Raw genomic sequence first — 18,872 nt, 5'->3', positions numbered from 1 at the left:
GAATTTTTGGCAATTTTTACTCAAAAACAGGGCATTTCAAATCTGATTATTCACAATACACCTGTATATTTGTTGAAGATATAACGCTTCAACACCTTGATTTTTCATTCTTTAACCTGACACCTGATACCTGATGCCTGATACCTACTCTCATCAAAATACTTTTTCAGCAGACCCTAATTAATGTCGCACAACAAATTATGTCATACACTGTTAAAAATTATATTTGACGTTGAAGTATAAGCCGTCATCTTGAATGTTGTTACCTCGATCGATCAAATCGATTAAGGGGGGTGCATAATCGAATCTCATGTTCAGATTTTCTAAGGGTTGCCAGATTAAGCCTAAGCCTAAAGCGGCGATAAATCTTTGATTAGCGGAGAAGTTGGGGTTGCCTTGTACATTCCACACTGAACCCATATCAAAGAATGGTGCTACCTGAAAAACGGGGATATTTTCTTCATTACGCACGATCGAAATTCTATTTTCTACGGAAAAACGAAAACCGTTGTCTCCTGCACGGACATTTTGACGATACCCTCTTACAGATTGTCCACCACCGATGACAAATTGTTCAGAGGGCAATAAAGGGTCTAAACTTAATTGAATATCCCCTTGAATGATTAAAAGATTGTCGGGATTTAATAACTGTACCCGTTGAATTTGTCCTAACCAAGCGTAAAAATAGCCATCGGGATCATTAGCTCGATCGGATGTTGTAGCACCAAGCAAACCCGTGCCAATACGAAATTGTGATCGAAATGCCCATGCACCATGACTCGATCGTTGTACATAATCTTGACCAAAAGTAATCACATTAGTTTCTGTAATACCGTCTTGATTAGGTCCAATACCGAAGGGAGTTGGTCCTTGAAAAGTAAAAGTTTGCCCTCGACGATAACTCATACCCACAGATAAAGCTAATTCTTCCCTAGGGTTGCGAATCAGAGGTTGACGATAACTCAACTCATAAAACTGACTTTCGCCCCGAATATCTAACACTTGAAAATCGCCTTCCACTACGGTATTTTCTTGTATGGACACCCGTGCATTGAGAGTGCCATTCATGGCATTTAAAGGGGCATTATAGTTGATGTCAAGGTTATAAGTACCCGTCCAATCTTCAAAACGAGGTTGATAATTAACCGAAAAACTATCTCCAAAGCCGAAAACATTGCCGTATCCCACCGCTAAAGTGGCTTGAGTTGCACCGATGCTAGGAGGCGAATAGTTGTCCACTCCTACCGTAGCAAAAAAGGGGTCAGCTTCCGTCACCCTTACTACTAATATACTTTGTTTTTCTCCTGTACCCGATCGCAAAGTCGCTTCTATACTTTCTATCAAAGGATCAGCTTTTAACAGTCTTAATTGATCTTCTAAACTACCAGAATTGAGGGGAGTAGTCGTGCCTAATGCCAATCTCGATCGAACGTAATTTTCTAACCTTTGAGCGCCTTCAATTTCTATTCCCTCTATTTCCCCTTCATAAACTTGAATAATAGCGACACCCTCTACCACATTTTCAGCAACGGCTCTAGTGCTGATATAACCTTGATTGAGATAAAGTTGAGTGATTTGATTAGCAATATTTTGTAAATCTTCTAGGGTAATATTTTTATTTTCATAATCTTTAATAATAGTGTTAATTTCATTCTCAAAAATAGTATTTCCCTGAACATCGATCGAACTAACTAAAAATTGTTGTTCTGAATTTTGAACAATTAGATTCTGTTTATTATCAAAATTTTTGCTTATATTTTTATTAGTATTTTTAGCCAAATCTTGAGCAAAACTAGGAGTTTTTATCAAAAAAAAAGATAACAAACTAAAGGATGAAATAGAAAAAATTGTTTTAAAAATAGAAGTTTTCATGGGTATATTTGATTATTTTATCTAAGATATAAATTTTAAAATAACTAAATTATAATGACAAAATTATAAAGGTCAATAAATAAATTGAGCTTATTTTTTTGAACTTAAAATATTTGTAGTCAAAAGAAAAATTTTAGAGATTGCTTCGTGCCTCGCAATGACAAAGAGGAGATCGAATCGAAAAAGGTACAGGTGGATAGATAGAATTAACTATTCATTATTCATTACTCATTACTCATTACTCATTACTCATTACTTATTACCTATTACCTATTACTAATTTTTTACCAAGGATTACCAATCAGGGTGAAAGGAGCCCAGTAGAAAGGATGAGAGAAGTCTTCCCGTTGTCGAGACTCTTCAGGTAATCCCTCCAGAGAAACCGACATATTAGGAGTAATGATAGTATTACCATCATCAGATTTACGCACCTTGCCGTTAAGCATATTTAATTGAGTTTGCCTTAAGGCTTCGGCTTTGGTAGTTTGAGTTCGCAGTTCACTATAAAAATCTGTCATAAATGCTAATGTTCCAGTATCCCCGATCGTCCATACCGTACCGATGGCGCTTTTAACTCCTGCTTGTACTGCTAACCCTGCAAATCCTAATTCTGCAATTTCGTTACCTAAAGCCGTTTGACAAGCGCTCAATAACATTAACTCTACGCTCGATCGACTTAAACCAAGTTGAGTAATGTCACCGAAATTCAAGCGAGAATTATAGAGTTGAATAAAAATATCTTCTTCTTCATCAGCGCCAAAAGAGCCATGAGTACCAAAGTGGATAATACCATAGGGCTGTTTATCCAAATTAGCCTTAATATTTTCTAAGGTAAAGTTATTATTTAGAAATTCTCGGTAATTGTCGGGGGCTTGTTCATTCCAGATTTTTTTGATAGTAGGTAATTCTAAGCCGACACCGGGTAAAGGTATTTGTTGTTGATCTTCGGCAAATTCAGCCGCCCCCATAGCCAATAGATTTAAGTCTTTCACACTACGGTATCTATTATCATTTAAGTTGAGACTGGGGGCTAAACCACTACTATATTTTTCCACTAAGAATTGTTCTGCTTTTTCATCATATAAAGAAGCAAGGGGAGCAAAACGAATATTAAGAGGGAGAATAAATAAAAGATTACTGATTTCTCTTTCTTTTAAAGTTTCCTCAATGGGTGCGATTAACCAACTGTATAACTCTGTGGCGTAGGGTTTATATTGTTCATCGAGTCGATCGGACGATAATTCGATCGATAAATTAAGAGCAGAATCCACCACTTGTTGACGTGTCACGGGTACAGTAACTCGAATCGGTTCACCTTTATTGGTAATAACTAATAAGTCTAGTTGATCATCTTCGGCAGGTTGTAAAGCGATGGTAGGCTGTAAATTAGGTTTATTAATGTTGACTCGACTATATTCTTGAGTATTGGTAGCTTCTCGACGAGCAAATTCTTCCTCCAAATCCCTTGGTTGGAAACCTTTGGGAGTGAAACTAACATAAATAAACGCTGGTTTTTCTGCGGCTTCTCGTTCAATGGCGCTTAAAATTTCTTGAGCTTCAGTGATGGTAGCTATGGGAATAACTGGAGGTGCAAAAGTATCGACAGCAGTTGTCACAGGATTATTGACATTGACGGAATTATTGGGATCGACTGGAACACGACTTAAGAGTTTTAAGTTTAAATTACCTTTAGTGGTATTGATGATATACTCATCTAATCCAATACTAAAGTTAGTGTTAGTGATAATTCCAGCCGTACCATTTTTACTAGCATCCCCCACCACAAAAGGTAAACGAGGATCACTAATTACGCCATTTTCCAAATCCCCCGGAAATAGATCAATGGTGACAGAACCTCCTTGACTACCCCCCGTTGTATCTATGCTCACACCACTGCTAATGGTTTCTGTTACACGAAGAGTTCCTGCTGTGCTGATGTCAACATCCCCCCCTCGATTACCGCTACGAGCGTCAATACTGCTAATCACAATATTACTAGGAGCATTTAAAGTAACGTCACCTCCTCGATTATCTCCACTGGTTTGAATCCTTCCCGTATTAATAGTTGTATTCGAGTTAAGTTCGATCGAACCCCCTGTTGTACCAGAAGTATTAAGATTTTGAGTACTAATAGCACCGTCACTACTAATCATGGAGATACTACCGCCTTGGGTGACAACATTTTGAGTGGAAATATCTTGAGCAATAATATTCACATCTGTAGCTCGACTAGAGATATTTCGAGAGGAAAATGTACCCTGACTATTAAAGTTAGTATTTTTGGTTAAGGTGAGATTGCTGTTAAAGTTTTGATTGCCAGTAGTCTTGATGGAATTTCCTGTAAATTGAGTATTGTTAGCAGTTACAGAAAAGTCATTTACACTGACGTTATCGGCAAGTAAAATATTACTGCTTCCTGCATTGAGAGTTAAATTATTATTACCGTTAATACTACCTAGAATATCAATATTTCCAGTATCACCTCCTGTAGAAAGAGTGACATTGTTGCCCACAATCACATTATCGTCAATGACAATATCATTACCTTGAGTGATAATATCAGCGTTAAGAGTCGTGGTAGTTTTTGCTCCCCTTAAGGTAATAGAAGCGTTATCATTACCACTGATGGCGTTATTAACAAAAATATTACTTGCTTGGAGGGTTAAAGGATCATTTACTGTCAAGTTTTCGTTAATGGTAATCGTGCCTAAGTTTCTGTTTTGTCCGATGGTGATACTATTAAATCCATTAGCTCGATCGAGATTTGTAATCACAAATTGACTATCATTACCATTGCCTATAAGAATTTCACCGCTAGGATTCAAGGTAGTGATAATTAAATTACCGCCTAGGGATGTGAAGTTTTGATTACCAAAATTAACCCCCTTCAAACTACTCATAGTTAAATTATTGTCATTACCATTAACACCACCCGTAAAACTAATTTCTCCTTGAATACTACTAAGAGTGGTCTTATTAATTGCATTAAAATTATTATAATTTTGGTTATTGATAGTCGTAACCCTTGCATTTCCTAAACTAGCTAAATTAGCATTAGGTAAAGCTAGGATTGTGGGGTTTTCTGCGAGGGTAAAAGTACCAGAAGTTTTTAAAGAAAGAGCTTGAATTGTACCTGATACCTTTGTCGTATTCCCCTGAATATCCACAGTACCAGTAGTCACATTAGTAGGATTTAAAAAGGTAAGAATAACTCCCGTATTGACATTATTGCCAGAAATCTTGACATTTCCAGAAGTTTGCGTCCCAATAGAGGCAATAGCTAAAGCTGAAACATCACCATTTGTACTGGTGAGTGAAATATCTCCTGCTGTTGTCGCAAAAGATATTCCACTGGTTGCTGTGGTATTAACAGCACCGAGTAAGTTAATGTTATTCTCGGCATTAATAGTAATATTTCCTGTCTCTTGATTATTTTTTCTGGCTGTACTAATTGCTAAAAGACTGTTGGTATCTGGTTTTCCTGTGATAGTTACACTATCATTAGCATTAATAGTTAAAGAGATAGGAGTAGTAGAATTTTGATTGGCTTCGATACTAACAGCATTAAGATTGTTAGTTGTGATAATAGTGCTACTGTCTAAGAAAAGATTATCTTGATATACCTGATTTCCAGAAGTCGTAACATCACCATTTAAACGAGTTGTACCTCCTTCATTGGTTTTTAAACTATTGGCATTGACGGTATTTAATGAGGTTGTGCCACTACTATTGAGACTGACATCTCCTAATGATTGACTATTCCCAATAGCATTGTTAAAGGTAATATCTCCACTTCCTGTTTCTACTGTTAAATTCTGATTACCGTTTACTGTATTAGCAAATTCGATCGAGCTATCAGTAGTGGTTAGAGTAACATCATTATTGAGAGTAACCGCATCATTATATTCTTGACTTGCTACGGTGGTTACATTAGCATTTAATTGAGTTGTACCCCCTTCATTGGTTTTTAAACTATTAGCATTAACTGTATTTAATGTTGTTGTACCTGTACTATTTAATTCTACATCTCCTAATCCTTGAGTATTACCAATGGCATTATTAAAGGAAATATTGCCACTTCCTGTTTCTACTTTTAAATTCTTATTGCCATTTACTGTATTAGCAAATTCGATCGAGCTATCGGTAGTGGTTAAGGTAACATCATTATTGAGAGTAACCGCATCATTATAAGTTTGAGTTGCTGTAGTAGTTACATTACCATTTAACTCAGTTGTACCTCCTGCATTAGTTTTTAAACTATTACTATTGACGGTATTTAATGCAGTTACACCAGTACTATTTAATTCTACGTTGCCTAATCCTTGAGTATTACCAATGGCATTATTAAAGGAAATATTGCCACTTCCTGTTTCTACTTTTAAATTCTTATTGCCATTTACTGTATTAGCAAATTCGATCGAACTATCGCTAGTGGTTAGGGTAACATCGTTATTGAGGATAACAGCATCATTATATTCTTGACTTCCTAATGTTGTGACATCACCGCCGAGAATAGTTGTACCATCAGCATTAGTGGTAAGGGTATTTAACCCCGTAACAGTACTATTAAAAGTGGTTATGCCATTATTGTTACTGTTTACCTTTAAGTTTTTATTCCCTGTAACAGTGCCGTTAAAGGTAACATTTTTGCTATTAAGTGTTGTATCACTCTCTAAGGTGACAGAGTTATTATAAACTTGTGCTTCTGTGGTGTTGATGCTAATACCATCACTAGGGGTATTGATATTAATATTGGTTGCCCCAGTCGTAGTAAGATTTGCTAAACCAGCCACACTACCAATTCGATCGTCTCCGATACCATCCCCCAATTGAATGTTATTACTAGCGGTGATTATCAAGTCATTAGGAGTTGCATTTTGACGATTTTGAATGCTATCGAGAATAATATTTACAATCTCTGAAGGGGGAATATTCTCGATGTCAGTGTTATTATTAATGTTTAAATCATAGGAATCGATGCCACCATTGAAACTAACATTTCTCCCCGTAAAGGTAACATTGTCATCGGTGAAAACTGTACCGTTATAAACTTGATCTTGAGTAGTTGTAATATTAGAACTAGCTAAAAATGGTATCTGAGGTGGTATTTCTAAACCTAGTACTTTAAAATTACTTAGTAGTAAGTTTCCTGAGACTGTTAAAGATTCTGCTCTAATTTCTCCTAATACTAAGGTATTCAGAGCATTTAGATCAACCGTACCGCCACTACCGAATGAGGATAAATCGGTTATTATTGCACCTATAGCTATATTTTGACCCGTTATATTTACACTACCAGATGTTACCAGTCCCGTAGTACCTATTGTCTCTACTGCCACAATACCATCGATACTGTTGAGAGAAACATTACCCGCATTTAACACAAAAGCGTTATTTTCTAATCCAGCAGTATTAATTACACCATCAATATCTATATTCCCTACTGCCTTGATGGTGATATTTCCTCCTTTACTTCCTAATGCTGTATTGATAGAATCGATAGCAGTATTGTTTGTTGTGATACTTACTCCCCCACTACTATTCACGGTGAGAGAAACTCCATTAATCGCACTAGGTGCAATTCTGATATTACCGTCTAGGTTAAAATTATTAGTCTCAATTATGGTATCTTTTGCTAAATAGAGAGTTTCTCCAATGTTAGAAGTGATATTATAAGTCTGATCACCGATCGTGCGAATACTTGCTTGTTCTGGTGATAATGCAGTTCGATCGATATTCAGAAATATATCTAAAGCGGTACTTTCCAGATTATTTAAGCCAACATTACCACCAATTCGATCGTCTCCGATACCATCACCATAATTAATATTTTCATTAGCCGTAACAGTTAAACTTTGAGGGGTAGTTTGGGAATCGATCGAGCTACCGAAGATGATATTATTACCATCTAACTGTACATCATTAGCTAAAGTTACTGCATCGTTATAAGTTTGATTTCCTGTTGTTTTAACATTGCCAGTGAGAGTNGTTTGTTGAGTCGTTAATTGAGATAAAGCATTGACACTTCCTACATTTCCTAATTCACTGACTCCATTGATTGTTAAACTTTGAGGAGTTTCAGCAGATTGAGAATCGATCGAGCTACCGAAGATGATATTATTACCATCTAACTGCACATCATTAGCTAAAGTTACTGCATCGTTATAAGTTTGATTACCAGTTGTTTTGACATCACCAGTCAGAGTAGTTTGTTGAGTGGTAGTCAAGTTATTTAAACTATTGGTATTTCCGACACTATTTAATGTTGTTACTCCATTGATTGTTAAACTTTGAGGAGTTTCAGCAGATTGAGAATCGATCGAGCTACCGAAGATGATATTATTACCATCTAGCTGTACATCATTTGCTAAAGTGACAACATCATTATAAGTTTGATTGCCAGTTGTCTTGATATTTCCTGTTAAGGTTGTTTGTTGAGTTGTTAATTGAGATAAAGGATTCGTATTGCCTACATTTCCTAATTCACTAACTCCATTAATAGTTAAACTTTGAGGTGTTTCAGCAGATTGGGAATCGATCGAGCTACCGAAGGTGATATTATTACCATCTAACTGGGTATCTCTGGCAAGAATAACAGAATTATTATAAGTTTGATCGAGAGTTGTTATAATGGCATCAGCATCAATAACCGTTGTGCCATTAGTGATAAGATTATTGGCTTGAATATTACTATTAATATTAGTTGTACCAGTAACCCGTAAATCTAAATTACCTGAAATTGCCACGGGGGTAGAATTTCCCGAAGCATCAATATTGGCAAGGGTTAAATCATTAACATCTGCAAGAGTGACGTTATTAGCATTTTGAATACTAAAGGTTTGAAAATCATTATTGGAATTATCCAAATTAATATTACCACCAGCACTAAGTAATGTTGAACCACCAACAGTTAAGCCTTCGGTATTGCTGATATTACCAGTAGCCGTTAATGAAAGATTACCCCCTGATAGGGTGTTAACGTTACCAATATTAATATCTCCTAAGTTAGCATTAACAGTAATATTTCCTCCATTGCCTACACTAGACTCGGAAGATAAACCATTGACGTTAACATTGCCATTTAAACTACTGAGGTTGATATTACCTCCGTTTCCTGCATCATTAGCTGTGTTAAAGGGTAAAACAACCCCATCCCCACTACTAATATTGTTTCCTGTTACTTCTATGTCTCCGCCAGTGGTAGTAATGCCACTATTAATAGCAACATCCCCTAAACTATTAAGGGTAAAGTTGCCTCCATCGGTAAACAAGGCAATATCTAAGCTATAGTCACTAGAAGTACTAAGGGTAAAATTGCCTCCACCAGTGTTAATATTATTAGGAGAGATGAAGTTATTTACCCCTACGATCGAAACGTCTCCCCCTTTTGGTTCAAGTGTTCCTAATAGTTGTAATTGTCCATTAGCATTAACATTTAAAGAGTTACTGTTATCAGCGATGGTATCTCCAAAAGTGCCTAATGTAACGTTACCCGTTGCCACAATATTAGCATTACTGGCACTAAGATTCTGAGTAGCGATGTCACCAAGATTAACTATTGTCTCATTACTATCAACTTGGAGAGAGTTACTTTCTAAAACCGTGATTCCTAAATTACCACTGCCTTTAGCTAAAGCGGTATTTACTAATTCTTCTAAAGTGAGGATAGGGGGGATAAATTCATTAGGTAAACTGGCACTTGCAGATGCTGGAGTTACACTAACGGTAGTTAAATCTAAAATATTTTGTCCTTGAATAGCACTTAAATTCAGAGTATTGTTATTGGTGAGGTTATCGGTGTTAATTTGAGTACCGCCCAATAAACTTACGCTACCATTAGCATTATTGAGGCTAGAGTTGTTAATAATTGCACCTGATGTGTTGGCTGTGAAGGCTAGGTTAATAGGATCAACATTGAGTAAACTAGCGTTATAATCTCCATTAGCACTAAACCAGTTATCGCCAAAACCAATACCAGTGGCAGTGGTAGCAACAAAATCCGCAGGTACATTGATAATAGCGTTACTGCCAAACACTATACCAGCAGGATTCATTAAGAATAGATTAGGGTTACTTAAACCCGTTACTTGGATTGTGCCATTGATTAAAGAGGCTTCTCCGCTAATGATACGGGCTAAAATATTGTTAATACCCTGTCTATCAGTTATAAAGTTAGCGGTTTGATCAGATTGGGGTAAGTCGAAACGGGTGAAACTGTGGAATAGGTTGTTACCATTTTCTGAAAAAGTACCTCCCGTAATATCTATTAATAACCCATCGTTAGAGGATACGATCGAACCTGTATTATCACCATCTATGTCTAGGGTAGAGGCGACTATAGGTAAATCGACTATAGGTGCATCGGTAGTGTTAATTGCGATCGTAGCATTAGGAGTGGCAAAACTATTAGAATAAGTTTGTAGGGGTTCGATCGATTCTGTAGCGGTAATTATGCTTCCACTCGTACCATTAATATTAGCATCTCCTACAGTAAAGGGTACACGAGGTTCTAAATCTCCTCCCCCATGATTGAGAATAATATTGCCACTACCACTAAAAATACTATTAGTATCCTCTCCACTATCAATTTTAATTAATCCTGTACTGTTAATGGTTATGTTACCACCATTACTGTTAACACTACCGTTGATATTAACTTCACTAGGGGTTGCTGTACCAATAATAATATCACTACCATTACTTTCGATATTACCGTTAACTGTCACTACTGAGGGGGTTTCGATCGTGACATTCCCAGTAGAAAGGGTGTTATCATTATCATGTCCTAAAGTAATTGCCCCCGTGTTGATGGTAGAAAGTGCATTTAAGTCAATAACGGCATTGCTGGAAATATCCGCAAGGGAAAAGTTAGTTATATCAATATCACCTACATTTAAACTCCCCTGACTCGCATTTAGTGTTACATTTCCCGAATCTCCTAAACTTTCTGATGAGTTATTGGTAAAAATATTTCCCGTTTGGATGTTACCAGTACTGCTAGTAATATTTACATTACCTCCGTTGTCGGCAAGACTCCCCCCTGTGTTGATGTTGGGAGTATTGATATTACCTAGGGCATTTAATGATAAATTACCACCATCGGTTAAAATCTGATTTGCGGATAAGTCGATCGAGCCACTACTGGTTAAATTGATGTCGTTAGAAGGTGTCGAAAGATTCCCTAGGGCGGTTAAATTGATATTGCCACTATTTAAAACCAAGCCTTGATTAGCGGTGATATTACCCCTAGATGTTAAGCTAAAATCTCCTGTAACGTTGAGATTTCCTAAGTTAATATCATTAATATCATTGAGAGTAACATTTTGACCGTTGGTAATAGCAAGATTATTAAAATCATTTTCTCCTGTTAGGCTAATATCTCTAGGTTCGATCGAGCCTTCAGCATTGGTTATAAAAGAGTTGAGAGTTGTTATCCCACCGCCATTGATAGTAAAAGTACCTTCTTCAAGGTTAGGGGTAATAATTCCGCCGTTACCGCTTAGGTTAACATTACCGTTTACTGTTTCGATCGAGCCTAAAGCTAAGGTTAAGCCTGAACTACCATTATTACCTATACCATCTAAAGTAATAGCTCCTGTTCCTGATGTTGATATTTTACCGTTGGAAAACCAATTTATACCATCATTTGAACTACCTGAAGTTGAACCACCAATGCCCTCAAGCCTAATTTGACCATTTTCTGCACTGATTATGCCGTCAGAATTAATGCCAATACCCCGTGAAAAATCTATTACACCGCTATTAGTCGGATCGCTTCCGCCCTCACCTATAATGGTAATATTTCCTTCTCCTATGGTGCTGATTTGTGCGTTACCAAAAATTTCTACTCCAGTAACAATCGACTGAGGAGTTGATGAGCCTTGCCCTCTGATAATTATATCCCCTCCTCCTGCGGATAAAGTTGCATTAATTCTCACTCCTTCCCCTAAATCGGAAGTACCCACTGCTGGACTCAGGAAAGGATCAGCACCACCACCTATAATAATATTTCCTCCGTTGGTTTCGATCGATGACAAGGTAGAAATAAAGGGTACTATTCTGACTGCTCCTCCTTCTCCTCCCACATTAGAGTTAAAGATAACATTGAGAGAATCTTGAGTTGTACTAGAAAGATCAGAATCATTGATGACACTTCCTTCAAAAATAATATTTCTAAATGCTTCTAGTCTTAAAGTTTTATTTGCACCTATACCGTCATAATCTAAGTTCGCACTTTGCCAAAGAATATCACCTGCTTCCGTTGTTTCCTCTACATCCCCTTGGGTAGTAATTGTAACTGTATTATTTGTTGTTAAACCTGTTTTAATTCGATCGACTCCCACCGTGTTAACATCACCTTCTAAGGGGGCAAATTCTGTTCCTGTTTCCCCTTCTTTCGGTTCGATATTGCCTAAACCACTGACAATAGTTACATTGAGAGGATCGATCAACCATTCCCCAGCTTGACCATTAACGGCACTGGTATCAGGTACACTGGTAATGTTAAAGGATTTTTTCCCACTGGTTTCGATAAATCCACCATCTCCCGAAACACTGCCTCCTTTAGCGGTTAATTCCCCGTGAATATTGGCATATTCTTCCGCATAGACAATCACTTGTCCACCATCGCCGTTAACAGTTGCATCGGCGGAAATTTTCGAGTCTGGACTGATATAAGTAACTTGTGCGTTGGGAATTGTACCTTTTCCTTCTTTATCTCCTCCAATTAAGACTTTTCCTCCTCCCTGCGCACCATTAGCGCTGATTTCAGCGTCAATTACACCGACTCTCTCTCCTAAAACCGTGATTTCTCCTCCTAAACTTTCGGAAGATGTACTTACTTTACCAGATACGATCGAACTTCCTGTGCCTTCTGGTATATTAACATTAGCTACCTGTACTTGATTATTGTTGACTGCTACATTGGGAGTGGCAACTCCTGCGTTATTCGCACCTGTGATCAAAGTGGGCAAATCTTGAGGGGTGAACCCTAGTAAATTTCCTTGCTCATCTTTGGGTATATCAAGCTCTAAGCTCAGTAAACTGCCTTCGGGGGTTATTTTTACCCTTGATGTTCCTGCAACGGCTTGTATGTTGATTTTTCCGTTAGGGGTTTCTATTGTGCCTGTATTAATTACATTACCACCGATGAGGTTAATATTACTACCTTCAGAAACCTTCAAGTCTCCTGCATTGATGATGCTACCCGGTTGATTGGTATTGAAAACAAAGTTAGTGGGATTCCCTGTTAAGTTGGTATAGTCATTACTTCCGACGGCACTAAAAACGCCGTTATTGAAACCGATACCTGTTGCTGTTGTGGCGGTAAAGTCTGCTGGAACATTTATACTAGCCCCTGAGCCGAAAACTACCCCTGCTGGATTCATTAAGAAAAGGTTGCTATTTCCCCCGACGACTTGAATTAAGCCGTTAATGTAGGAAGGGTTGCCTCCTGTCACTCTGGTTAAGATATTGTGAATGTTGGGATTTGTCAGAAAAGTAGCGATTTGTTGTTGTGTTAAACCAAATTCCTTGAAGCTGTGAAATAGGTTTTTCCCGTCTCTGGAGAAGGTGTTACCGTCTATAGTAATTCGATCGCCATCTTTGGTTACAATGGTGGCAGTACTACCATCGACTTTAATTTCCTGAGCTTGGCTCGATCGAGGTTCTAAAAGTGCTAGAAATGATAGAATAACAACAAATAAACCAGTTTTTTTCAACATAGCAATACCTAACCTTGGGGTGAAATTCTCGCCAAACTAATTGTTTAAACGAATTTACTGTCATTGTATATAAGGTATTTATCTTTTTCAATACCTCCGTGTAGAGAAATATCTATCATCTCTGTTTGGAAAACACTGTTAACGTTAGAATTACAACTATTTACTACAAATCTTAAGAAAATCTAAAGATTTTTATTGTTTACATTAATTTATTAGTATTGTTCTAAATCAAATTTTGAGAATTGTTTATGTGTTGGAATAAGTTTAACAAAAAATTTTAAATTATTACTCTATGCTTTCTGTATTCAAAATATCAGGTAAATTGATAATGGTAATTTTTATTACATTGTTACTTGTTGGAATATTTTGGCATCTAAAAACAGAGCAACAAACAGAGTTAGTGGAGAAAATTAGGCAAAGAGGAGAAGATACTCTCACTGATAATGGAGGATTGGGCAAAAATGGAAATTCTCGAAAGAAAAGTGATTTACTTAATGAACAACAACTCAAAATTCAAGCTAGATTAATTACCGTGAGGATATTCTCCTCCGATGAAAAAGGCGGTTCTGGGGTTATCATTGGAGAGAAGAATGGTGTTTATTATGTGATTACTAATAATCATGTAGTTAGTGATACTAATGTTAACTATAAAATTCAAACTTATAGAAATAAGGTATATCTGGCAGAAGTTATTTGGCAAAATAATCAAGATATAGTGGTAGATGATTTAGCTTTGTTAAAGTTTAGTAGTAAAGAAAAATATGGTGTCGTAAAACTAAAAAATGATATTAAAAATAACGAAAAAATATTAGCTAGTGGTTTTCCTTTTCAAGATAATTTTACTCAGTCATCTAATCTTAAATATACCCTCGGATATGTCAACAAAATTTTATCTCAACCTTTGATCGGCGGTTATAAGTTAGGTTATACTAACAATATTTATTCGGGCATGAGCGGAGGTTCTATACTTAATGAAAAAGGAGAATTAATTGGCATTAATGCTTTAGGTTCTTATCCATTTTTAGGAAATCATTATATCTATCAAAATGGCACTATTATCCCTGAAAAAGAAGTAGCTATCATGGAGGAGTTGAGTTGGGGGCTTAGTAGCAGTTCGATCGAAAACCTCATTAATAAACTTCAACAAAAAGGGTTGATTAACTTTAACTTAAATCAAGAAGGGGAATAAGGAATGAAGATTTTTGCTAAGTCTAATGAATAGTGGTAACTTAACAAATAGACAAATTTACAGTTGAGATACAATTAATACAGCTTGTAATCGTAATAGAAAATTGGGGACTTATTAGAGTATAAACGAAAAAGAGACGACGATCGAAGAGAAACACTGAAAGAATTAGTTAGTCTTAGTCAAGAATTGGGATTTTATGAAACGCAAACGGGGAATATTTAAGCAGTAATAGCAGTGTATAGACAAACGAAAAGAAAATAGCCAATATTCAACACAAAGAAATTTTGACTATTCTACAATGGTTATGAACGAAAAAGATCATTACCTGTATTAAAACTTATGCTGACATCTACCACGAATATTGCATCAATTCTGAAAGCGCAACGGGAATATTTTGCCACATCCGCTACCAAATCCCTAGACTTCCGTTTACAACAGTTGAAAAAACTTAAATTCGCCATCGCCTCGAAACAAGATGAAATCCTTGAAGTATTGAAACAGGATTTAGGAAAGCCAAGCCTTGAGGGTTGTTTTGAATTAGCAGTTTTACAGGATTTAAGCTATGCCATTAAAAATCTACCTCGCTGGATAAAACCCCAAAAAGTGAAAACAGGGATTGATCTTTTTCCCAGTCAAGCTAAAATTTATCCAGAGCCTTTAGGTGTTGTCTTAATTATTAGCCCGTGGAATTACCCTTTTTCTCTCCTAATTTCTCCTTTAATTGGTGCGATCGCAGCAGGAAATTGTGTTATGTTAAAACCATCCGAAATAGCAAGTAACACATCTCGATTGTTAACGGATTTAATTAGGGATATTTTTCCACCTGAATACATTGCCATTGAAGAAGGAGGAGTGGAAGTTGCCCAAGAATTATTAAGCTATAAATTTGATCATATTTTCTTTACTGGAGGCACAAAAGTTGGCAAAATTGTCATGGAAGCCGCCGCTAAAAATCTTACTCCTGTCACCCTCGAATTAGGTGGAAAAAGTCCTTGTATCGTGGATAGAGAAATTAACCTCACCGAAACCGCAAAACGCATTACATGGGGCAAATTCATCAACGCAGGGCAAACTTGTATCGCCCCAGATTATCTACTGATAGATAAGCACATCAAAACTGATTTAATCAAAGAAATCAAGCAGTGTATTCATGCTTTTTATGGGGATAACCCTGCTACTACTCCCGACTATGGAAGGATTATTAACGAAAGACAGTTCGATCGATTAAAGAGTTTGTTAAACGATGGTACAATTATCATCGGCGGTGAAACTAATCGAGACACTAAATATATCGCCCCTACGATTTTAGATGATGTTACCCTTGATTGTGCGGTGATGGAAGAAGAAATTTTTGGACCTATTTTGCCTATCCTAGAATATGATACTTTAGACAGTGCGATCGAACTGATTAACAGTAAACCAAAACCACTAGCATTATATCTTTTCTCAAATAATCAAGAAAAACAACAAAAGGTATTAAGAGAAACATCATCAGGGGGAATGTGTATCAATGAAACCATCATGCACGTTGGGGTGACAGAATTACCCTTTGGCGGAGTTGGGGATAGTGGTATCGGTGCGTATCACGGTAAAGCCACTTTTGACACTTTTACCCATTATAAAAGCGTTTTATATCGTCCATTTTGGGGAGATTTAAACTGGCGTTATGCACCTTATCAAGAGAAGACAATTAAACAATTTAAGAATATGTTTACCAAATAGTTTTCTTCTAAAATACAATTATTTTTTTTAATTGTAGGGCGATGCACACCCCACTAAACTCTAATTATTTTAAACTCAATAATGTTAGTTTCGATCGAATAGATTTTTTATTGGCTCGTAGGGGCATATTATATTATGCCCATCTCGTTGTACCAAATATTGTCGAAGTCTATTGATTATATAGATTTTTAATTGCTGATTCTAAATCATCTTGTTTGATTAATGATTCTCCAATTAAAACGGCATTTGCACCTGCATTTTGCACAAAATCAAGATCATTTTTTGTATATAATCCAGACTCACTCACCATCGTTATATTTCTCTCTAAAATAGTTTCTTTTCTAGCAGATAATATATTTTTTGTGGTGTCTAAACTAACCTCAAAATTCTCTAAATTACGATTATTAATTCCAATTAATTTTACTTCATCAAGGGCTAAAACTCGATCGAGTTCTTCCAAAGTATGAACTTCAATTAAAGCAGTCATTCCTAAACTATGAATTATTTTGAGAAAATACTTTAAATCAGTGTCTTTTAAAATAGAAGCAATCAATAAAACTGCATCCGCACCATTTAATCTAGCTAAATAAATTTGATAGGGATAAATAATAAATTCTTTACATAATAAAGGCAATTTTACTGCACTTCTTGCCTTCGCTAAATTTTCAAAACCACCTTGAAAAAACTCTTTATCTGTCAACACCGATAAACAAGCAGCACCTCCTTTTTCGTAGGCTTGGGCGATCGAAATAGGATCAAAATCTGCTTTAATAACTCCTTTACTGGGGGAGGCTTTTTTAACTTCAGCAATAAGGGCTGGTTTTTTGACAGAATTAGTTAAAGCGGAAAGAAAATCTAGGGGAGAAGAAGTTAATTCGGCAACTTTTTTACGCAATTCTAATAATGACATTCGATCGCGCATTTTTTCTACTTCTTTTTCTTTATGCCAAACAATCTTTTCTAAAATATTTTGAGGCTCACTATCAGGTAATTTTACTTGATAACGGAGACTTTCTACAGCAACGGGAGGAGAAGGTTGTTGACGGCGAATTTTCATAAATAGTGAATAATAAACAATGAGTAAGAGAAATTTTTTAATTGTTAATTGTTAATTATTAATTGTTAATTGTTAATTCTGCACTTGTCATCAGTGCCATTTTAAGGGAATATAGTTTAGGATTTTAACCAAATATTGCATAAAATTAGTAAAAAAGTCTTTATAGTTTGAATTTTTATGATTTCTAGTAATGATTTTCGCCCCGGTGTAAGTATTGAATTAGATGGTAGCGTTTGGAAAGTAGTGGAATTTTTGCACGTTAAACCGGGTAAGGGTTCGGCTTTCGTGCGTACTAAGTTAAAAAATGCTCAAAGTGGTAGCGTTATGGAAAAAACCTTCCGTGCGGGGGAAACTGTACCCCAAGCTAACCTCGAAAAACGCACCATGCAACACACCTACAAAGAAGGTGATCAATTTGTATTCATGGATATGGAAACCTTTGAAGAAGCTCGTTTGACTGAAGCACAAGTTGGAGATCGATCGAAATACCTCAAGGAAGAAATGGAAGTTAATATCCTTTATTGGAATACAACAGTCTTAGATGTAGAATTGCCGACTTCTGTAGTATTGGAAGTAGTAGAAACTGATCCGGGGGTAAAAGGTGACACCGCTACAGGAGGCACAAAACCTGCTATTCTCGAAACAGGCGCACAAATTATGGTACCTCTATTTATTAGTATTGGTGAAAGAATAAAAGTGGATACTCGCAATGACAGTTATTTAGGTAGAGAGTAAACTTATTATCAATTATCAATTATCAATTACAATTCCCTTATATATATAGTATTAAACAGTGCCAATAGATTTTAACCAACTACGAGATTTTATTGAAGCCATTGCTAAAACAGATATTACTGAATTGGCAATAAAAGAAGGAGATTTTGAGTTAACAGTACAAAAAAACAATACCCAGAGTAACACTCCTGTTTATACCATAACCCCTTCTGCTGTCACCGCCGTGCCAGAAACTCCTAAACCTGTAGAAGTTGTTACTCCTATCCCTACCTCTCCTCCTCCGGTTACCCCCGATAAACCTCCTGTTAAAAATGATAATTGGGTAGAAATTACCTCTCCTATGGTGGGTACATTTTATCGTGCTTCTGCCCCCGGAGAAGCTCCTTTTGTGGAAAAAGGCGATCGAGTTGCTAACGGTCATGTGGTATGTATTATCGAAGCCATGAAACTGATGAACGAAATTGAAGCGGAAACATCAGGGCAAGTAATGGAAATTTTAGTAGAAAATGGTGAGCCTGTAGAGTATGGGCAAACTTTAATGTTAATCGCCCCGAATTAGGAAGATTAGGAAAAT

The 18,872-nt window shown here is 36.5% G+C and carries 7 protein-coding genes; 4 read left to right on the top strand and 3 right to left on the bottom strand.

Annotated features, from left to right (window positions below; all coding sequences use genetic code 11):
- Nucleotides 1–213: 213 nt before the first annotated feature.
- On the bottom strand, nucleotides 214–1,872 hold the full coding sequence (locus ACN4EE_RS12670; RefSeq protein WP_431706818.1) for a ShlB/FhaC/HecB family hemolysin secretion/activation protein: 1,659 nt from the start codon (nucleotides 1,870–1,872) through the stop codon (nucleotides 214–216).
- Between the two features lie 284 nt (nucleotides 1,873–2,156).
- Nucleotides 2,157–13,595 (bottom strand): two-partner secretion domain-containing protein, encoded by an 11,439-nt coding sequence (locus tag ACN4EE_RS12665; protein ID WP_431706817.1) that lies wholly within the window; start codon nucleotides 13,593–13,595, stop codon nucleotides 2,157–2,159.
- Nucleotides 13,596–13,923: 328 nt separating this feature from the next.
- Here ACN4EE_RS12665 and ACN4EE_RS12660 point away from each other — a divergent pair, with 328 nt between their 5' ends.
- Both ACN4EE_RS12660 and ACN4EE_RS12655 read left to right on the top strand, forming a co-directional pair.
- Nucleotides 13,924–14,784 (top strand): S1 family peptidase, encoded by an 861-nt coding sequence (locus ACN4EE_RS12660; protein WP_431706816.1) that lies wholly within the window; start codon nucleotides 13,924–13,926, stop codon nucleotides 14,782–14,784.
- Nucleotides 14,785–15,123: 339 nt separating this feature from the next.
- Entirely contained in the window at nucleotides 15,124–16,506 is a 1,383-nt protein-coding gene (locus ACN4EE_RS12655; protein WP_431706815.1) for an aldehyde dehydrogenase, read from the top strand.
- Between the two features lie 169 nt (nucleotides 16,507–16,675).
- Here ACN4EE_RS12655 and trpC read toward each other — a convergent pair whose 3' ends face one another.
- The gene (gene trpC, locus ACN4EE_RS12650) at nucleotides 16,676–17,563 is read right to left on the bottom strand and encodes an indole-3-glycerol phosphate synthase TrpC (RefSeq protein ID WP_431706814.1); all 888 of its coding nucleotides are present in this window, start codon (nucleotides 17,561–17,563) and stop codon (nucleotides 16,676–16,678) included.
- Between the two features lie 177 nt (nucleotides 17,564–17,740).
- On the opposite strand from trpC, the gene efp reads away from it, so the two are divergent.
- Both efp and accB read left to right on the top strand, forming a co-directional pair.
- On the top strand, nucleotides 17,741–18,298 hold the full coding sequence (gene efp / locus ACN4EE_RS12645) for an elongation factor P (RefSeq protein WP_431706813.1): 558 nt from the start codon (nucleotides 17,741–17,743) through the stop codon (nucleotides 18,296–18,298).
- 58 nt (nucleotides 18,299–18,356) lie between these two features.
- The gene (gene accB, locus ACN4EE_RS12640; RefSeq protein ID WP_431706812.1) at nucleotides 18,357–18,857 is read left to right on the top strand and encodes an acetyl-CoA carboxylase biotin carboxyl carrier protein; all 501 of its coding nucleotides are present in this window, start codon (nucleotides 18,357–18,359) and stop codon (nucleotides 18,855–18,857) included.
- Nucleotides 18,858–18,872: the final 15 nt, after the last annotated feature.

The sequence above is a fragment of the Geminocystis sp. CENA526 genome, assembly GCF_050753365.1.
Classification (GTDB): domain Bacteria; phylum Cyanobacteriota; class Cyanobacteriia; order Cyanobacteriales; family Cyanobacteriaceae; genus Geminocystis.
Note: the sequence above shows the minus strand (reverse complement) of the source record. Positions and strands in the feature narration are given on the sequence as shown.

What these genes read in the sequence shown, in the direction of transcription:
- ACN4EE_RS12670 (WP_431706818.1), bottom strand. Translation starts at nt 1,872, where the DNA reads ATGAAAACTTCTATTTTTAAAACAATTTTTTCTATTTCATCCTTTAGT.
- ACN4EE_RS12660 (WP_431706816.1), top strand. Translation starts at nt 13,924, where the DNA reads ATGGTAATTTTTATTACATTGTTACTTGTTGGAATATTTTGGCATCTA.
- ACN4EE_RS12655 (WP_431706815.1), top strand. Translation starts at nt 15,124, where the DNA reads ATGCTGACATCTACCACGAATATTGCATCAATTCTGAAAGCGCAACGG.
- trpC (WP_431706814.1), bottom strand. Translation starts at nt 17,563, where the DNA reads ATGAAAATTCGCCGTCAACAACCTTCTCCTCCCGTTGCTGTAGAAAGT.
- efp (WP_431706813.1), top strand. Translation starts at nt 17,741, where the DNA reads ATGATTTCTAGTAATGATTTTCGCCCCGGTGTAAGTATTGAATTAGAT.